The 17,081-nt window shown below is 65.8% G+C and carries 11 protein-coding genes; 9 read left to right on the forward strand and 2 right to left on the reverse strand.

Going from position 1 to position 17,081, the window contains the following annotated elements; genetic code table 11:
- A partial coding sequence (locus ACT531_RS18610) for a PAS domain-containing protein (protein WP_476018381.1) occupies positions 1-1,301 on the reverse strand: 1,301 nt, incomplete at its 3' end.
- 200 nt (positions 1,302-1,501) lie between these two features.
- Between ACT531_RS18610 and mutS the strand changes: the two genes are divergently transcribed.
- The 9 genes from mutS (at position 1,502) to ACT531_RS18655 (ending at position 15,607) form a co-directional block, all read left to right on the forward strand.
- On the forward strand, positions 1,502-4,120 hold the full coding sequence (mutS, locus tag ACT531_RS18615; RefSeq protein WP_476018382.1) for a DNA mismatch repair protein MutS: 2,619 nt from the start codon (positions 1,502-1,504) through the stop codon (positions 4,118-4,120).
- Positions 4,121-4,353: 233 nt separating this feature from the next.
- Complete coding sequence (locus ACT531_RS18620; RefSeq protein WP_015015191.1) at positions 4,354-5,181, forward strand: proteasome-type protease; 828 nt, start codon at positions 4,354-4,356, stop codon at positions 5,179-5,181.
- An 85-nt stretch (positions 5,182-5,266) separates the two neighbouring features.
- Positions 5,267-6,088, forward strand: a complete 822-nt coding sequence (locus ACT531_RS18625) for an alpha/beta hydrolase (RefSeq protein WP_476018383.1) — start codon at positions 5,267-5,269, stop codon at positions 6,086-6,088.
- A gap of 184 nt (positions 6,089-6,272) precedes the next feature.
- On the forward strand, positions 6,273-7,094 hold the full coding sequence (locus ACT531_RS18630) for a carotenoid biosynthesis protein (RefSeq protein WP_476018384.1): 822 nt from the start codon (positions 6,273-6,275) through the stop codon (positions 7,092-7,094).
- Positions 7,091-8,614, forward strand: coding sequence for an oxygenase MpaB family protein (locus ACT531_RS18635; protein ID WP_476018385.1), 1,524 nt, complete (start codon positions 7,091-7,093; stop codon positions 8,612-8,614). The genes ACT531_RS18630 and ACT531_RS18635 overlap by 4 nt, the downstream gene beginning before the upstream one ends.
- Before the next feature lie 11 nt (positions 8,615-8,625).
- Positions 8,626-10,407, forward strand: coding sequence for a diguanylate cyclase domain-containing protein (locus ACT531_RS18640; RefSeq protein WP_476018386.1), 1,782 nt, complete (start codon positions 8,626-8,628; stop codon positions 10,405-10,407).
- Complete coding sequence (locus ACT531_RS18645; protein WP_476018387.1) at positions 10,404-12,206, forward strand: diguanylate cyclase domain-containing protein; 1,803 nt, start codon at positions 10,404-10,406, stop codon at positions 12,204-12,206. Before ACT531_RS18640 ends, ACT531_RS18645 begins: the two co-directional genes overlap by 4 nt.
- A complete protein-coding gene (locus ACT531_RS18650) occupies positions 12,203-13,999 on the forward strand; it encodes a diguanylate cyclase domain-containing protein (RefSeq protein ID WP_476018388.1) in 1,797 nt (598 codons plus the stop codon). Before ACT531_RS18645 ends, ACT531_RS18650 begins: the two co-directional genes overlap by 4 nt.
- Positions 14,000-14,119: 120 nt before the next feature.
- Positions 14,120-15,607, forward strand: a complete 1,488-nt coding sequence (locus tag ACT531_RS18655; protein ID WP_476018389.1) for an FAD-binding oxidoreductase — start codon at positions 14,120-14,122, stop codon at positions 15,605-15,607.
- Between the two features lie 69 nt (positions 15,608-15,676).
- On the opposite strand, the gene ACT531_RS18660 is transcribed toward ACT531_RS18655, so the two are convergent.
- The gene (locus ACT531_RS18660) at positions 15,677-17,002 is read right to left on the reverse strand and encodes a diguanylate cyclase domain-containing protein (RefSeq protein ID WP_422847415.1); all 1,326 of its coding nucleotides are present in this window, start codon (positions 17,000-17,002) and stop codon (positions 15,677-15,679) included.
- Positions 17,003-17,081 lie beyond the last annotated feature (79 nt).

Below are 17,081 nucleotides of genomic sequence, written 5' to 3' on the forward strand. Positions count from 1 at the left end.
CGGTCCAGGAGCAGGCGGCGGTTGGGCAGGCCCGTGAGCGCGTCGTAGAAGGCCAGGCGTTCGATTTCTTGCTCGGCCAGCTTGCGGTCGGTGATGTCCATGGTGAACCCATGAGACACCACCGAGCCATCGGATTCGCGGTGCGGAATGGCATTGGTCATGTGCCAACGCACGCTGCCGTCCGGCATGCGCACGCGGTACTCACACTGCCAGGGCACCAGCTTGCGCACCGACATCATGGCCGAGCGCTGAACCAACGGCAGGTCTTCGGGCACCACGCGGTGCATGAGCACTCCATGGTTGGCCGTGACCTCGTGCGGCTCCACCCCCATGAATTCGCGCACGGCATCGCTGATGTACTGCACGCTGGTGCCGCCGTCGGAATGCAGCCGGTATTCGTAGATGAAGCCGGGAATGCGGCTGGCAATGCGCTGGATGAACAACAGCTGCTCACGCAACTGCTCTGCAGCGCGGTGCTCGTCTGTCACGTCCTGCACCACGCCCATGACCACCTGCACGCCGTCACGCGGCAGCGTGCGCTGCACGCGCGAGCGCATCCAGCGCACTTCGCCGTCCGGCCGACGCCAGCGGTACTCCACGTCCAGCCCGGACCCACGCTCGCGGATCTTGTCGAACACGTGCCGATCTTCCGGCAGGATGCCGCTCACCGCGCGCTCGGGGTCCACCCATTCCTGTTGCTCAAACCCTGCGATGTCGCACAGGCCGGGCGACCAGAGCAGCACGGTTTCGCCCGGGTCTTCAATGCGCCGCCAGTGGCCGGTGCGCGCCAGACTCTCCATGGTGTTGAACACATCGGTCTGTTCGCGCAGCTCGCGCCGCACTTCTTCCAGCGCGCGCTCGGACGCGGCCAGTGACACCCGCAGATTCTCAGCCTCCGATGCATCGCGCACCGTGACCACGATGCAGTCATTCGTCACCCGGCGGGCCGACAGGTCCCAGGCCAGCAACAGCCTGCCGGGCTCGCGCACCACCTGGCGGCACTCCAGCGGTGCACCCACGCGCACGACGCCCAGCAACTGGTCCATCAGGGGTGTGTTGGCCAGCAGGTCAAACACCTCGGATGCATCCACGCCCGGGTGACGCACCGCGCCCAGCCCCGGCATGCGCCGGGCCGCGGCATTGGCGGCCAGCAGCAGCAGTCGGCCGTCTTGCAGACGGAACTCCATGAGCGCCACCGGCACTGCATCCACCAGCGCTTGCAGGCGCGCCTGCGCCATGGGCTCGATGAGGCCGTCCCCGGTCGGGGCGAGGAGGTCGGTCAGCAGTTCGGACGAGATCACGGTCGCTCTGAAGCCTCTGAATCCTGGGGTTGAAACACCAATGCGCAAACGGAAGATGGCTCCGTTTGGGGTCAAGCTGCCAGCATACAGCCAAGAGTATGTCAAAACGTAACATCTTGGCAGAACGCAGTGGAATTCACCAAGGGGAAACCCGATGACCGAACTGCTACAGTCCACGCCTCATTCCTGCCACCCCCTGCATGTCCGACACGCTCGAACACCACACCCCCATGATGCAGCAGTACCTGGCCCTCAAGGCCGGGTACCCCGAGACGCTTCTGTTCTACCGCATGGGCGACTTCTACGAAGTCTTCTGGCAAGACGCCGAAAAGGCTGCGCGCCTGCTCGACATCACGCTCACGCAGCGCGGCCAGTCGGGCGGGCAGCCGGTGGTGATGGCCGGTGTGCCCTTCCACGCGCTGGAGAACTACCTGGCGCGCCTGATCAAGATGGGCGAGTCGGTGGCGATTGCCGAGCAGGTAGGAGAGGTGGGCGCGAGCAAGGGGCCGGTAGAGCGCAAGGTGGTGCGCGTGGTCACGCCCGGCACGCTGACCGACACCGAGCTGCTGTCCGACAAATCTGAATCGCTGCTGATGGCCGTGCACCAGGCGCCCCGTGCGCGCTGTGGCCTGGCCTGGCTGAGTGTGACGCAAGGCCGCGTGTTCCTGGCCGAATGCGCGCACGACGAACTGGGCGCCTGGCTGGCGCGCGTGGCGCCCAGCGAACTGATCTACAGCGCAGGCGTGACCGAACGCTTTGAACAACAACTGCAGGTGCTGCGCCAGGGCGGCGCCTTCACCTGCCCCATGAGCCTGCGGCCCGACTGGCAGTTTGACAGCGCCCTGGGCGAGCGCAAGCTGCTCGAAAACCTGGGCGCGGCCAGCCTGCAGGCCTGGGGTGCGCAAGACCTGGGCGAGGCCCACGCCGCCGCCGCCGGGCTGCTGACCTATGCTGAACACACGCAGGGCCGCACGCTGACCCACGTGCACAGTGTGCAGGTGCAGCGCAACGACGACCTCATCGACCTGCCCGCCACCACGCGCCGCAACCTGGAGCTGGTGAAGACCCTGCGCGGCGACGATGCACCCACGCTGTTTTCGCTGCTCGACACCTGCATGACCGGCATGGGCAGTCGCCTGCTCAAGACCTGGCTGCTGGAGCCCCGCCGCGACCGTGCCGAGGCACGCCAGCGCCTGTCGGCCACCACGGCCTTGCGGGGCGCGGGCGGCGCTGGTGGCGGTGCGGGCCCCTGGTCCACACTGCGCGGCGAACTCAAGGGTGTGAGCGATGTGGAACGCATCACCGCCCGCATTGCGCTGCGCCAGGTGCGCCCGCGCGAGCTGGTTGCGCTGGGCAAGACGCTACAAAAAGCAGAGCTCCTTGCACTCAATGGACGGGCGCCAGAGCCCTTTTTGATGCAAATTTTCAGCCATCTGCAGCCGCCCGAGGGTTGCATGGTCCTGCTGCAGGCCGCAATTGCCGAAGAGCCCGCTGCCCTAGTGCGCGACGGCGGCGTGATCGCCAGCGGCTTCGACACCGAGCTGGACGAGCTGCGCGCCATCCAGACCAACTGCGACGCCTTTTTGCTCGACCTGGAAGTCCGCGAGAAAGCCCGCACCGGCATCCCCAACCTGCGCGTGCAGTTCAACAAGGTGCACGGCTTCTACATCGAGGTGACCAGCAGTCATGTCGAGAAGGTGCCCGACGACTACCGCCGCCGCCAGACGCTGAAAAATGCCGAGCGCTTCATCACGCCCGAACTCAAGGCGTTTGAAGACAAGGCCCTGTCGGCCAGCGAGCGTGCACTGGCGCGCGAGAAGTGGCTGTACGAGCAGATCCTCGACCAGTTGCAGCCCCACATTCCGCAGCTGACCCGTCTGGCGCAGGCGCTGGCCACGCTCGATGTGCTGTGCACGCTGGCCGAGCGCTCGCTCACCCTGAACTGGTGCGCGCCCCAGTTCGTGCCCGAGCCCTGCATCGAGATCGAAGGCGGCCGCCACCCCGTCGTGGAGGCGCGCTTGGCCGAAACATCGAGCGGCAGCTTCATTGCCAACCACACGCGGCTCAACGCCAACACGCGCATGCAGGTCATCACCGGCCCCAACATGGGCGGTAAATCGACCTACATGCGGCAGGTGGCGCTGATCGTGCTGCTGGCCAGCATGGGCAGCCATGTGCCCGCGGCTAGTTGCCGCCTGGGCCCCATCGACGCCATCCACACCCGCATCGGCGCGGCGGACGACCTGGCCAACGCGCAGTCCACCTTCATGCTGGAGATGACCGAGGCCGCGCAAATATTGCACGCTGCCACGCCCCACAGCCTGGTGTTGATGGACGAGATCGGCCGAGGCACCAGCACCTTCGACGGGCTGGCGCTGGCCAGCGGCATTGCCACGCACCTGCACGACAAGACCCGTGCCTTCACGCTGTTTGCCACGCACTACTTCGAACTGACCGAGCTGCCTACCAAGGCGCGCCACGCGATCAACATGCATGTGAGTGCCACCGAGAGCGGCGCGGACATCGTGTTCCTGCACGAGATTCAGCCCGGCCCAGCCAGCCGCAGCTACGGGATTCAGGTGGCCAAGCTGGCGGGCATGCCCTCGCCCGTGCTGCACCACGCCCGCCATGCGCTGGCGGCGCTGGAAGAGCGCGCGGGTGAGGACGAGTTGCAGGTGGACCTGTTTGCCGCGCCCGAGGTGCCCGAAAGCGCGGGCGCCAGCCCGGTGGAAGCCGCGCTGGCCGGCATCAACCCCGACGCGATGAGCCCCCGCGAAGCGCTGGATGCGCTGTACCAGCTCAAGAAGATGCTGGGCTGACACGGCGCACAGCCTGCCCAGCAGAACGCTGCCAAGGGGTCCTTTGGCAATGACTCACTAGCCCTTTTAGGCCTAATTCGCCCCAAGCGCTAGTGCTATATGCCTCAATTGCTATCATTTTTGCATCAACAGCAACCTTGGTAGTTCCGGGTGACCCGGCAGGGGCGCAAGGCCTCGGATTCGCGGGCGACTAAACTCGCGGGTTCTCTCTCTCCAACGAACCCCATTGCTCCATGACGTACTGCGTCGCCATCAAACTCAACGCCGGGCTGGTTTTCCTGTCCGATTCCCGCACCAATGCCGGGCTGGACCAGATCAGCTCGTTCCGCAAGATGATGGTCTATGAGAAGACGGGCGACCGCTTCATGGTGCTGCTGTCAGCGGGCAACCTGTCCATCTCGCAGTCGGTGCGCGAGATCCTGCAGACCGAGCAGATCAAGGACAGCGAATCGGGCGAGGCCATCACCATCTGGAACGCCAAGAGCATGTTTGACGCCGCCCGTGTGCTGGGCGCTGCTGTGCGCCACGTGCACGAGCGCGACGGCGCCGCCCTCAAGCGTTCGGGCGTGGACTTCAACGTGTCCCTGGTATTTGGCGGCCAGATCAAGGGCGAGGGCATGCGCCTGTTCCAGGTCTACTCGGCGGGCAACTTCATCGAGGCCACATCCGAGACCCCGTACTTCCAGGTGGGCGAATCCAAATACGGCAAGCCCGTGCTCGACCGCGTGCTCACGCCTGAAACCCCGCTGGACGAGGCCGCCAAGTGCGCCCTGGTGTCGATGGACAGCACGCTCAAATCCAACCTGTCGGTGGGCCTGCCCCTGGACTTGGTGGTGTACGAGGCCGACCGCTTTGCCACCGACAAGGTGATCTGCATCGACGAGAACAACCCCTACTTCCGCATGCTGCACGACAGCTGGGGCCAGAAGCTGCGCCAAGTGTTCGACAGCATCGAAGACCCGGCCTGGAGCGGGGGCGCCACCGAGGTGCCGATCATGGTCACCCCCTCGCGCAGCAAGCCGCTCAAGAAGATCACCAACCACACCGACCGGCTGATCTGACGCCCTGCTGCGGGCCTGCGCGCCCGCTGCCTCCCGGCCGCACACGCCTTTGCCGGTCGGCCCTGCCGCCCTGCCACCACCTCCCATGCTGCCCATCGTTTTCTCGCACGCCAACAGTTTTCCGGCCAGCACCTACCGCGTGCTGTTCCAGCACCTCAAGACCCGGGGGTTTGAAGTCAGCGCGGTCGAGCGCTATGGCCACGACCCCAGGTACCCGGTAACCAGCAACTGGCCCCACCTGGTGCAGCAACTGGCCGACTTTGCAGGCCCCGAGGTGCAGCGCCTCGGCCAGCGGGTGTTCCTGGTGGGCCATTCGCTGGGCGGATTCCTCAGCGTGATGGCGGCAGCGCGCCACCCCGAGCTGGTGCGCGGCGTGCTGCTGATCGACTCACCGCTCATTGGCGGCTGGAAGGCCAACGTGGTGGGCGTGGCCAAACGGACCCAGGTGGTGGGCTCGATATCGCCAGGCCGCGTCAGCCGCCAGCGCCGCTTCAGCTGGGCCAGCAATGAAGAAGCGCTGGAGCACTTCCGAAAGAAAAAGGCGTTTGCCCGCTGGCACCCCGAGGTGTTGCACGATTACATCACCCATGGCCTGCAGGACCAGGACGGCAAACGCGTGCTGGGCTTCGACCGCGCGGTGGAAACGGCTATCTACAACACGCTGCCCCACAACCTGGGCCGGCTGCTGAGCAAGCACCCGCTGCAGTGCCCGGCCGCCTTCATAGGCGGGCGCGACTCGGACGAGATGAAGCAGGTCGGGATGGCCATGACGCTGCGTGTGACCGAGGGCCGCACCATGATGCTGGACGGCAGCCACCTGTTCCCCATGGAGCAGCCCGTGGCCACGGCGGCCGCCATCGAGGCGGCCCTGCTCAACCTGGCCGCGCTCACGCCCCAGCAGCGCTGAGCCGTCGTCAAGGAACTCTTCAAAGAGGCCCCGGCCAGGGTCGCCGGATGCTGCTTACCACCAAAATCAGACGGTGGGGGGCGAATAAGCAGTCGCCATAGCCCCTGGATCAGGGGAAACGGGGACACACGCTGCGCACCAATCCCCTACACTGGTGCAATTGTTACAGCGTGATACACCCGACATGTCTGCACCGCCCTCGACGGCCGGGCGCTTGCCCGCGCTCAGCTTTGCGCTTCTTGCCGCTTTTGTCATCGCCACAGCCGTTCGTACCCACAACGACACCACCATCGCCATCGTCATCGCCTCGGTGCTGATGTTTGCCTGCTGCTGGGCCAGCGCCGCGCATCTGCTAGGCACCCGCGCAGCGCTGCAATTTGTGTTGATTGCGGTCACGCTGGGCTGGTTTGCGGAACAGATGGGCTCTAGCAGGGGCTGGTTTTTCGGACACTACACCTACACCGACGTGCTGGGCCCCCGCTTGCTGGATGTGCCACTGGTGATCCCGATGATGTGGTTTGCGCTGACGTATGCGGGCTATGTGATCAGCAACCTCATCGTCTGGCAATCGGCGGTGGACGGGGCACCCGGCCTGGGCAATGCCGCCATGCTGTCATTTCTGGCGGCCATGATCGTGACTGCGTTCGACCTGGGCGCAGACCCCTACTTTGTGTACACCCTCAAGGCGTGGATCATGGCCAAGACCGATGGCGCCTGGTTTGGAGAAACCGTGCAGGGCTTTTTCGGCTGGGTGTTTGTGGCTTTTGTGATCGTCTTCGGCTTTCGCATGTCGGTGCGCCAGCGCCCGCTGCAGCCCGCCAGCCCCTTCCTGCGGCGCCATGCGATGGTGCCGCTATCTATCTACGCGGCGGGCATGGTGTTCCAGATGATTCTGGGCAACCCGGTGGAGATCCGGACCATCGCCGCTTTCGCCATGGGAATTCCGCTGCTGTGCGCGCTGGCGGGCTTCCAACGCTGGCGCGCTCCGGGTAAGGTCGCCCCATGACCGGAACCCACCCCAGCCCCCACTTGCCAGCCGCTGACCTGGCCACCATGCAGCACCACGCCGATCCGCTCGCCGACCAAACCATCGCCAAGATCCTGGGGCCGTGGCCCCCCGGCGACGTGGCCGCTGACGCCCCGCAGTGGGCGCACATCAACACGGTCAACCTGCTGTTCGGCCAGTGGGCCGACAACGCCACCTTGACCCATTGGCAAGCAACAGAAGGCCCGGTGCAGGTGGGAGAAGGTGACAAGGCCGCCAAAGGCTATGTGACCGCCGAGATGGCCAAGGCGCTCAACGACTATGTGCAGGCGGCGCAGGTGCTGCCGCCCTGGGCCGATGCCCGCAAGATCGAGCGCGCTGAAAAACTGTTCATGGACCACGGTGCGCTATCGTGCATCCTGCTGTTCTGCGCCAGCCTGCCCGAGTGTTATGTGGTGCCGGACCTGTCGAGCGTGCTGCACACCACCGGCCAGCTGGAGCAGAACACCGAATACCGCATCCGCTCCACCGCCGCCATGATCTTCCCGGTGATGCTGCATGGCGGCCTCAGCCAACGTGGCGCCGGCGTGGCGCAGGTGCTCAAGGTGCGGCTGATCCACGCGACGGTGCGCAATCTCATCCTGCACGGCAGCCCCGAACACGCCATGACGCAATGGCAGGCGGGTGGAGACGGCCTGGTCGTGCCTGGCGTCGCCCCCGCAGGCGGCGGTCGGTCCATGATGTACCAGACGCTTTATGCACGCGGCTGGAACCTCGCCGCCAAAGGCCTCCCTTGCAACCAGGAAGAGCTGGCCTACACGCTGCTGACCTTCGGCTATGTGTTCCTGCGCAGCCTGCGCCGGCTGGGTCTCGGACTGCCCGCCCACGACGAGGAGGCCTACCTGCATGCCTGGAACGTGGTGGGCCACGTGCTTGGCATTGACCGCTCCCTGATGGTGGAGACCATGGCCCAGGGCGACGCGCTGATGGCGGTGATGCAGGCGCGCGGCCGCGCCGAGCCGGTCACACCCGACCCGCGCCCGGCGTTGGGCCAGGCACTGATGCAGACCATGGCCAACGCGCTGCCCTGGCGCATCGTCAAACCCTTCCCGCAGCTCATGACCCGCTACCTGTGCGGGCGCGAGACCGCCGAGGACCTGGGGCTGAACCAGCCTGTGCCATGGCTGTCGGCCCTGCTGTTCTGGGGTGTGCTCCTGCTGGCACGTTTGATCGATACCGTGGTCGGCATGCTGATGCCGCGTTTTTCGATCGTGCGCATGCTGACCCGGGCCCTGGGTTACCACTTCATGAGTCGGGTGCTGATGAGCCAGACGCGCCCATTGCAGTTGCCCACGGAGCTGCTCAACCAGGTGGACACCGTGGTGCACAGCTGGAGCGACGACCCCAACGCACCCGGATGGCTCAACCGCATCGAGGACCGGCTGACCACCTCCGGCAGCTGGAGTCGCGGCCTCGCCAGCAAGGCCCAGTCCACACAAGCAGGTGCAGCAGGCCAGGCACCTCAAGCCACCACGCCATAGCCCCATCGCCCATGCTTCCCGCGCTGCGCACCCCCCCGATACTGGCCCGCCTGTGGCGTGCGGGTTGCGGCGTGGCGAGCGTGGTGCTGTGCCTGCTGGTGCTCACCTCATTGCCCGGGCAAGTGCAGGCAGGCGAGCCTTTGGTGCTCACACACGACAGGCCGGAGGTGGACGCCTGGGAAGCCATCACACTCCAGGCCGACCCCACCTACCAGCTCTCGGTCGAGAACATGTTGAACCGCCTGGGCGACTTCAAACCGCCGGCGCGCCCTGGCAACTCGCTGGGCGTGCACAAGGCGGCCATGTGGCTGCATATCCCCATCGTTGCGCGCGAGGCGCAGCGCACGTCCTGGGTTGTCAACCTCGGCTACAGCTCGCTGAGGGCCGACCTGTATCTGGCCCAGGCAGGCAAGGTGCTGCAGCAGGCCCGCGCACGCCAATCCGATCCAGCGCAACTGGCAGGCCGCACGCCCGCCATGGCCTTCGACCTGCAGCCCGGACAACCGTACGACCTGCTGGTACGCGTGCAGGCCACAGGCCCGCTGATTCTGCCCATCACGGTCAGCGAAATGCCCATTCACCTGCGCCACGCCTTGGGTGAGCAGATCCTTCAAGGGCTCCTCAACGGACTGGCTTTTTGCCTGCTTGCGTACAGCCTGATCCAGTGGGTCACGCAGCGGGACCGCATGTTCGGCTTTTATGCACTGGTCGTGCTGGGCAGTGCGGGCTTTTCGCTGCAGTTCTTTGGTATTGGCCCGCAGTATCTGTGGCCCAACAACCCGTGGATGGACCGGTACTCCGGCCCAGCAGCCGGGCTGATGGCGCTGACCGGGTCGTTCCTTTTTCTCGGCCACACACTGGCTGGAGACAACCCCAACGGCCGGTATGCGCGCACCATGCGGGTGGGTGCAGGCATCACGGCAGCGGTCTGCATTGCCTTGGTGCTGGGCTGGTTGACTGTGCCGTTTGCGATTGCGTTCATGAGTCTGGCGGGCGCACTGCCCTCGTTCATCAGCCTTCCAGCAGCTCTGGCGCGCGTGCGGCAGAAAGACCCCATTGGCGCCACCTTGCTGGTGGCATGGATCGCCTTTGGCATCGCTGCCGGTGTGATGGTGTGCCTGGTGCAGGGCTGGGTATCTGCCAACTTCTGGACACTGCACTCGTTCCAGATCGGCGCCACCCTGGACATGCTGCTGTTCTTCCGCGTGCTGGGCCTGCGAGCCCGGGCGGCCCAGGTTCAGGCCCAGGAGGCCATGCGCGAGCGCGATCTGATGCAGTCGCTGGCCAACACCGATCCGCTCACCGGTCTGAGCAACCGGCGCGGTCTCCAGCACGCGTTGCACGCCGCGCTAGCCCACTCTTCACCCCAGCGGCTGGTTGCGGTCTACCTGATGGACCTGGATGGGTTCAAGCCGATCAACGACGTGCACGGCCATGATGTGGGGGACGACCTGCTGGTGGCAGTGGGCCACCGACTCCTGGCCAATGTACGGCACCAGACAGACCTGGTCGCACGGCTGGGCGGCGACGAATTCATCATCATGGCCCGCGACCTGGCCACGCCCGAGCAGGCCGAGGACTTGGGCCGTTCGCTGCTGCGGGCCTTTGAGCATCCGCTCACGCTGAGCCATTTGCGCATTCAAGTGGGCCTGACCATCGGATACGCGCTCGCGCCACTGGACAGCGACGATCCGCAGGGCCTTCTGCGGTATGCAGATGCCGCGATGTACGCAGGCAAACAACGCGGCAAGCACTCGGTGCAGCGCATCCCCGCCACGGCAGCACTGGCATGACGACGATGCATTGCAGCGCCCTGCCCCCTGGTCGGCCCACACTCCCACGCCCTCTGCTGTGGCTGCTGTTACTGGCAATCTGGCACGTGCTGGCCCTGCCCACCACCGCGCGGGCCGCAGCCCCCGGCCCGCTTGTGCTGCCCGCCGACTCCCGCCCGGTCAACGTCTGGTCAGTAGCCACCCTACTGGCCGACCCTTCACAGCAATGGGGCGTGCAGGACGCGCTGGCACGTTTGCCCGAGTTTGTAGAGCCCCCGAGCCGTGGCGGCAGCCTGGGTGTGCGCAAGGAGGCCATTTGGCTTCGGGTGCCGCTGATGTCGCGCGTGGCGTCGGGCAATGAATGGATCGTGAACATCGACTTTGCGGTGCTCAATGAAGTTGATATCTACCTCACCAAGCAAGGCCAGCTGATTCAGCACGCGGCGCTGGGCAATTTGCGGCCTTACTCCGAGCGCCCGCTGCGCGGCCGCACCCCGGCGATGACGCTGGACCTGGCGGCGGACACGCCCTATGAGCTGCTGATCCGCGTACAGACGTCGGGCGCAATGATCCTGCCCATCACCCTGAGCAAGGCACCTTATCTGGTGCACCGGTCTCTACGCGAGCAGATGTTCCAGGGCGTGCTGGCCGGGCTGGCCCTGTGCCTGGTGGTCTACAGCTTTACCCAATGGGCCAGCCAGCGCGAAAAGCTGTTCCTCTACTACTGCATGCTGGTGGTGGGCAGTACCGGGTTCTCGCTGCAGTTCTTCGGTGTGGGGACCCAATTCCTGTGGAGCGACCAGCTATGGATCGAGGTCCACGCCGCAGGGGCGGCAGGGCTGCTGGCCATTGCGGGATCGTTCCTCTTCATGGGCCATGCGCTCATGGGCCACAAGCCCCACAGCCGGTTCCTGCGGGTGATGCAGGCGGGCGCAGTGCTGAGCCTCGTGCTGCTCGCGGCCTTCCTGGTCGATCTGATCAACACCCGGACCACCACCGCCATCATCAGCGTGCTGGGCCCCCTGCCCTCGCTCATCAGCCTGCCTATTGCCGTAGCACGTGCACGCCGGGGGGACTCCGTCAGCACCACGTTGCTCGCGGCCTGGGTCGCATACTTCACGGCAGCCGTGACCATGGTGTGTCTGGTGCAAGGCCTGCTGCCGGTCAACTTCTGGACGCTGCACTCCTTCCAGCTCGGGGCGGCTGCCGACATGCTGCTGTTCCTGCGGGTACTCGGCCAGCGCTCTGCCGCCTTGCGCCAAGCGGCCTCCGAGGCGCTGCGCGAGCGCGACACCATGCGCTCACTCGCCTACACCGACTCGCTCACCGGGCTCAGCAACCGGCGCGGCATGCAAATGGCGCTGCAGTCGGCGCTGGCACAGGCCAGCCCCCAGCGCCTGGTGGCCGTTTACCTCATGGACCTGGACGGTTTCAAGCCGGTCAACGACACCTATGGCCACGATGTGGGCGATGACCTGCTGGTGGCCGTGGGCCATCGGCTGCAGGCCAACGTGCGACAGCACACCGACCTGGTAGCCCGCCTAGGCGGCGACGAGTTCATCGTCATGGCGCGCGAACTGGCCACCCCCCAGCAGGCCCAGGAATTGGGGCAATCCTTGCTGCATGCATTTGAACAGCCATTCCGGCTGAGCCACCTGTCCATTCAGGTGGGTCTCACCATCGGCTACGCACTGGCACCGCTGGACAGCGACGATGCGCAGCATCTGGTCCGGCTGGCGGATGCCGCCATGTATGCAGGCAAGGAGAGCGGCAAACACTGCATCCGCCGCAATCCGGGCGAACTGGCGCTGACCTCATGACGTACACGCGCCTCATCGGCTTTGGTCACCGCCAGGCTCTTACCGGCTGGTGGCGGGTGGCCTGCCTGCTGGTGGTACTGTGTCTGCTACAGGGAGCATTCCCGACCAGCGCCCGGGCTGCGCCCCTCGAACTGCGGGATGACCTGCTCTCCATCGAGGCCTGGTCCGCAGTCACCGTGCTGCCAGACCCCACCGGCACCTTGCTCGTGAATGATGTTCTTGCGGAATTGGCCCGCTTTCAAACCCCACCCGGCACCAGCGGCACCCTGGGCGTGCGGGCGGAACCGGTGTGGGTGCGCATCCCGGTCACCGTGCCGGTGGCATCCAATGGCCTGTGGGTGCTGGATATCGACTACCCCGTGCTGCAGCGCATCGAGGTGTACCTGGCTACAGACGGTCACGTCACCCAGCAGGCCACGCTGGGCAGTCTGCAGCCCTATACCCAGCGCCCGCTGCGCAGCCGCACGCACGCCCTGCCATTGACCATGCTGCCAGGGCACGCCTACGAGCTGCTGCTGCGTGTGGAAACCCGGGGCGCGATGGTGTTGCCCATCACCCTGAACAAACCCACCACCTGGCACAGCAAGGCCTTGAACGAGCAGATGCTGCAGGGCATTCTCACGGGGCTGGCGCTGTGCCTGCTGATCTACAGCCTGGCGCAGTGGCTCAACCTGCGGGACGTGCTGTTCATCCAGTACGCACTGCTCATTACGGGCAGCCTGTTGTTTTCGCTGCACCTGTTTGGCCTGGGCACCCAATACCTGTGGCGCGATATGCCCTGGGTGGAGCTGCATGCCGCCAGCCTAGCCGCGCTCACGGCCACCTGCGGCTCCTTTCTCTTCATCAGCCAGGCCCTGGCCGGTGACCGCCCCCGCAGCTGGCTGCTGCGCAGCATGCGGGGCGGCGCCGTGCTGTGCGTGGTGCTGGCCGCGCTCTATGCCCTCGACCTGCTCAGCACCCGCGCAGTGACGGGCATCGTCAGCATCCTGGGGCTGGTGCCTGCGCTCATGGGCATCCCGGGGGCGGTGCGCCGCGCACGGCTGGGAGACCCAGTTGGCTCTACCCTGCTGCTCGCCTGGCTGGTGTACTTTCTGGCGACTGCCACGGTCATCGGCGTGATCCAGGGATGGGTACCTGTGAATTTCTGGACGCTGCACTCCTTCCAGTTTGGCGCCACGCTGGACATGCTGCTGTTCATGCGTGTGCTGGGCCTGCGCACCAAGGCCCTTCGCCTGGAGGCGCTGGACGCCAACCGCGAGCGCGACGTGATGCGCTCGCTGGCCCACACCGACCCGCTCACCGGCCTGCCCAACCGGCGCGGGCTCAACATTTCGCTCGCGTCCGCGCTTTCGCGTTGCAGTGCCGAAAAAATGCTCGCGGTGTACGTGATGGACCTGGACGGATTCAAACCCGTCAACGACCAGCATGGCCACGACGTGGGCGACGAACTGCTCGTGGCCGTGACACGGCGCCTGCAGGGCCATGTGCGCCAGAGCGACCTGGTGGCGCGCCTGGGCGGGGACGAGTTCGTGGTGATGGCCGGACAGTTGCAGAGCCTGCAACAGGCACAGGAGCTGGGGCACAAGCTGCTGGACGCGTTCCGGTCGCCGTTTTCGCTGAACAACGTGCAGGTGGAGATTGGTCTGACCATTGGGTACGCCATCGCACCACACGACAGCACTGACGCGATTGGCCTGCTCAAACTGGCCGACGCCGCCATGTACAGCGGCAAACAGGGCGGCAAGTTCTGCCTGCGGCGCAACACGGGCGACCTCGCACTGTCCTCTACCTGACGGCCCAGCCCCGCAGGCACGGATGCAGGCAGACAACATGCGGCTGCCATTTCCCTCTGGTCAAAGCGATCCGGCTCCGGTACACCCGGGGCTTCGCAACTTCCTGAAGGATCGCTCGCCATGGCCCATCGCAAAAGTTCGGCCCGCCTCGCCAAAGACGCACGCGTTGCACACTTTTTATCTTTGGCGGCAAAACAGCCGGCATTGAGCGCTGCGCAGGCCAGCGCACCCGTACTCACCTGGGAGGCGGTGGCTGCGCTGGAGGCACGGATCGTAGGGCGCATCGTGCTGCCCTCTAGCCCCGACTACAACGCTGCGCGGCAGGAGTCGAACCCGGCCTTCCAGTCGTACCCGGAGATCATCGTCTTTTGCGCCTGCGAAAACGATGTGCTGGAGTGCCTGGCCGTGGCCCGCACCTATGGCGTGTGGGTGGCTGTGCGCTGCGGCGGTCACAGCACGGCCGGCTACTCGGTCAACAGCGGCATGGTGGTGGACCTGAGCGACTTGCAAGGCGTGGTGCTGGACCCTGCGCGCGAACGCGTGCATGTGCTGCCCGGCACCGACTTTGACCACTTCAACGGCGCCATGAACCACACGGGCTGGCATGTGCCCACGGGCGCCTGTGGCAGTGTGTGCGTGGGGGGCTTTGTGCAAGGCGGCGGCTACGGCTACACATCGCGCGCGTTCGGAATCCAGAGCGATCTGGTGGACTCCTTCCGTGTGGCGCTGGCCAACGGCACCATCGTCACTGCCAGCGCGCAGGAGCACCCCGACCTTTACTGGGCCCTGCGCGGCGGCACGGGCGGCAACTTTGGCGTGGTGCTGCAGGTGACCTACCGCATGCAGCGGCTGGACCAGGTGTGGGCCTGGGCCATCAGCTGGGATGCCGCCCACGCAGCCCAGGTGCTCACGCTGATGCAGGCCGGCTACATGAAGACCGGTGCGCCCGAAGCCCTGGGCTACATGATGAACCTGGGCTTCCAGAACGGTGTGCCCGTGTACATGGTGCAGGGCATGTTCTGCGGCAGCCGCGAGGACGGGCTGGCAGCCATTGCACCGCTGATGGCCATCCCCAGCGCGCAGCTGCTGGTGGACAAGACCGGCACCTACCCCGACATGAACGTGTGGCTGGAAGACCACCCCTACACCCTGCCCGACAACCTGCCGGACGGCATCGCCGAGACCAAGGCCAGCGGCTACATCAATACCCGGCTCTCGCCCGCCGACTGGCAGCGCATCATCGACTACTTCAAGACCTCGCCCAACCCCTGGTCGCTGGCTTACCTGGAGCCCTACGGCGGCGCCATCAACCGCTACCCGGTGGGCGACAGCGCCTTTGTGCATCGCAATGTGGACGCTGACCTGGTGGTGGATGTGTTCTGGCGCAACCCGGCGGAGCGCGCCCAGATGGAAGCCTGGCTCGACGGCTTCATGCAGCTGGTGCGGCCATTCCTGAACGGCCACGTGTACCAGAACTATCCGGATGCGCGGCTGACCGACTTTGCCTCGGCCTATTGGGGCCCCGCCTACCCGCAGCTTCAGCGGATCAAGGCGGCCTACGACCCTGGCAACTTCTTCCACTTCCAGCAAAGCATTCGGCTGCCGTAACGCGCCAATGCGGTGATGCGGTGAGTTGATGCACCTGCCCCGAGGGGGCACGCTAAGAGGCCCGGTAGATCAGGACGTCTGCGCGTAATGCAGGCGGCCCTTGCCTGCCCGCTTGGCTGCGTACATGGCCTGGTCGGCGCGGTTCATCAGCGCGTCGATGTCTCCCTCCAGCGGGGGGTACACCGCCACACCAATGCTGGCGCCAATGCGCAGCTCGCGTCCGTCCACCTTCATGCCCTGCTGCAGGGCGTCGATGATGCGGTGGCCGATGGTATCTGTGACCTCACGCGTCACCTCGCGGTCCAGCATCACCAGAAACTCGTCGCCCCCGAGCCGCGCCATCGTGTCGCCTGCACGCACCGTGCTGGCAATGCGCTGGGCCACGATGCGCAGCACCTCATCGCCCGCGCGGTGGCCTTCGGCGTCGTTCACGTGCTTGAACCCGTCGAGGTCAATGAACAACAGCGCCACCGACCCGTCGGTGTGCCGCGCATGCAGCAGCGACTGCTCCAGCCGCCCCTGGAAAGCAGCGCGGTTGAGCAACCCGGTCAGCGAGTCGTGGTTGGCCAGGTAGTGCTGCTGCCGCGCGATCTGGATCTTGGCGGACACATCCTGCACCAGCGCCATGATCGAGGTCACCTGGCCGTCCGCGTCGGTCAGGGCAGAGTTGAACCACTCACAGTGCACCTCGGTGCCATCGCTGCGAACAAAACAGGTCTCTGCTCTGTTCTGCGACTCCTGGCCGGACTGCAGCCGCTGCAGCGCCTGCTGCAGGCTGTCGTCCATCGATGCGGGGGCCAGCAGGTCCGTCAGCAGCCGCCCCTCCAGCCCCGCCACATGCAGCCAGCCCAGCAGTTGCACCGCACGCTGCGAGCAATGCAGCAGCTGCAGCTGGTGGTCCATCTCCACCACGGCCAGGGGGCTGTTCTCCATGTGGGACGACAGGCGCTGGTTGGCAGCGCGCAGCGCATTCATGGTGACCTGCAGCTCGTGCACGTCCAGCGCCGTGGTGATGAAACCGTCGATCGCGCCTTGCGGGTTGTGCCAGGGCGTCAGGCAGATGGTGCGCCACTCGTCAAAGCCATAGGGCGTGCGCAGCATGCGCTGATACTGCACCCGCTCGCCGCTGAGCACGCGGTTCACAAACGGCATGAAACGGGCGCAATCCTGCTCGCCATAGACCTCCACCAGCGTCTTGCCGACCAGTTCCTCCGGCACGGTGCCGAACCAGCGCGCGTATTCGTCGTTCACATAGATCATCGACAGGCTGCGGTCGATCACAGCCATGGTGGCGCCCGCGCTGCGGGTGATCACATCCAGCAGGTCTGCCTTGGACCACACCTTCTGGCGGGCGGTCTCCGGGTGCGTGGACAACTCAGGCGCTTCTGGCGTCATGCGGCAATACCCCAATGGGGGAGAGGATCAGCGAAGAGGCGGCCTCACATACCCTGAGAGATACCCTGAGAGGGTGATG

Source organism: Acidovorax sp. DMC1 (assembly GCF_056314325.1).

Excerpts from the sequence above, each read along its gene's own strand:
- mutS (WP_476018382.1), top strand. The coding sequence starts at position 1,502 with ATGTCCGACACGCTCGAACACCACACCCCCATGATGCAGCAGTACCTG.
- ACT531_RS18620 (WP_015015191.1), top strand. The coding sequence starts at position 4,354 with ATGACGTACTGCGTCGCCATCAAACTCAACGCCGGGCTGGTTTTCCTG.
- ACT531_RS18625 (WP_476018383.1), top strand. The coding sequence starts at position 5,267 with ATGCTGCCCATCGTTTTCTCGCACGCCAACAGTTTTCCGGCCAGCACC.
- ACT531_RS18630 (WP_476018384.1), top strand. The coding sequence starts at position 6,273 with ATGTCTGCACCGCCCTCGACGGCCGGGCGCTTGCCCGCGCTCAGCTTT.
- ACT531_RS18635 (WP_476018385.1), top strand. The coding sequence starts at position 7,091 with ATGACCGGAACCCACCCCAGCCCCCACTTGCCAGCCGCTGACCTGGCC.
- ACT531_RS18640 (WP_476018386.1), top strand. The coding sequence starts at position 8,626 with ATGCTTCCCGCGCTGCGCACCCCCCCGATACTGGCCCGCCTGTGGCGT.
- ACT531_RS18645 (WP_476018387.1), top strand. The coding sequence starts at position 10,404 with ATGACGACGATGCATTGCAGCGCCCTGCCCCCTGGTCGGCCCACACTC.
- ACT531_RS18650 (WP_476018388.1), top strand. The coding sequence starts at position 12,203 with ATGACGTACACGCGCCTCATCGGCTTTGGTCACCGCCAGGCTCTTACC.
- ACT531_RS18655 (WP_476018389.1), top strand. The coding sequence starts at position 14,120 with ATGGCCCATCGCAAAAGTTCGGCCCGCCTCGCCAAAGACGCACGCGTT.
- ACT531_RS18660 (WP_422847415.1), bottom strand. The coding sequence starts at position 17,002 with ATGACGCCAGAAGCGCCTGAGTTGTCCACGCACCCGGAGACCGCCCGC.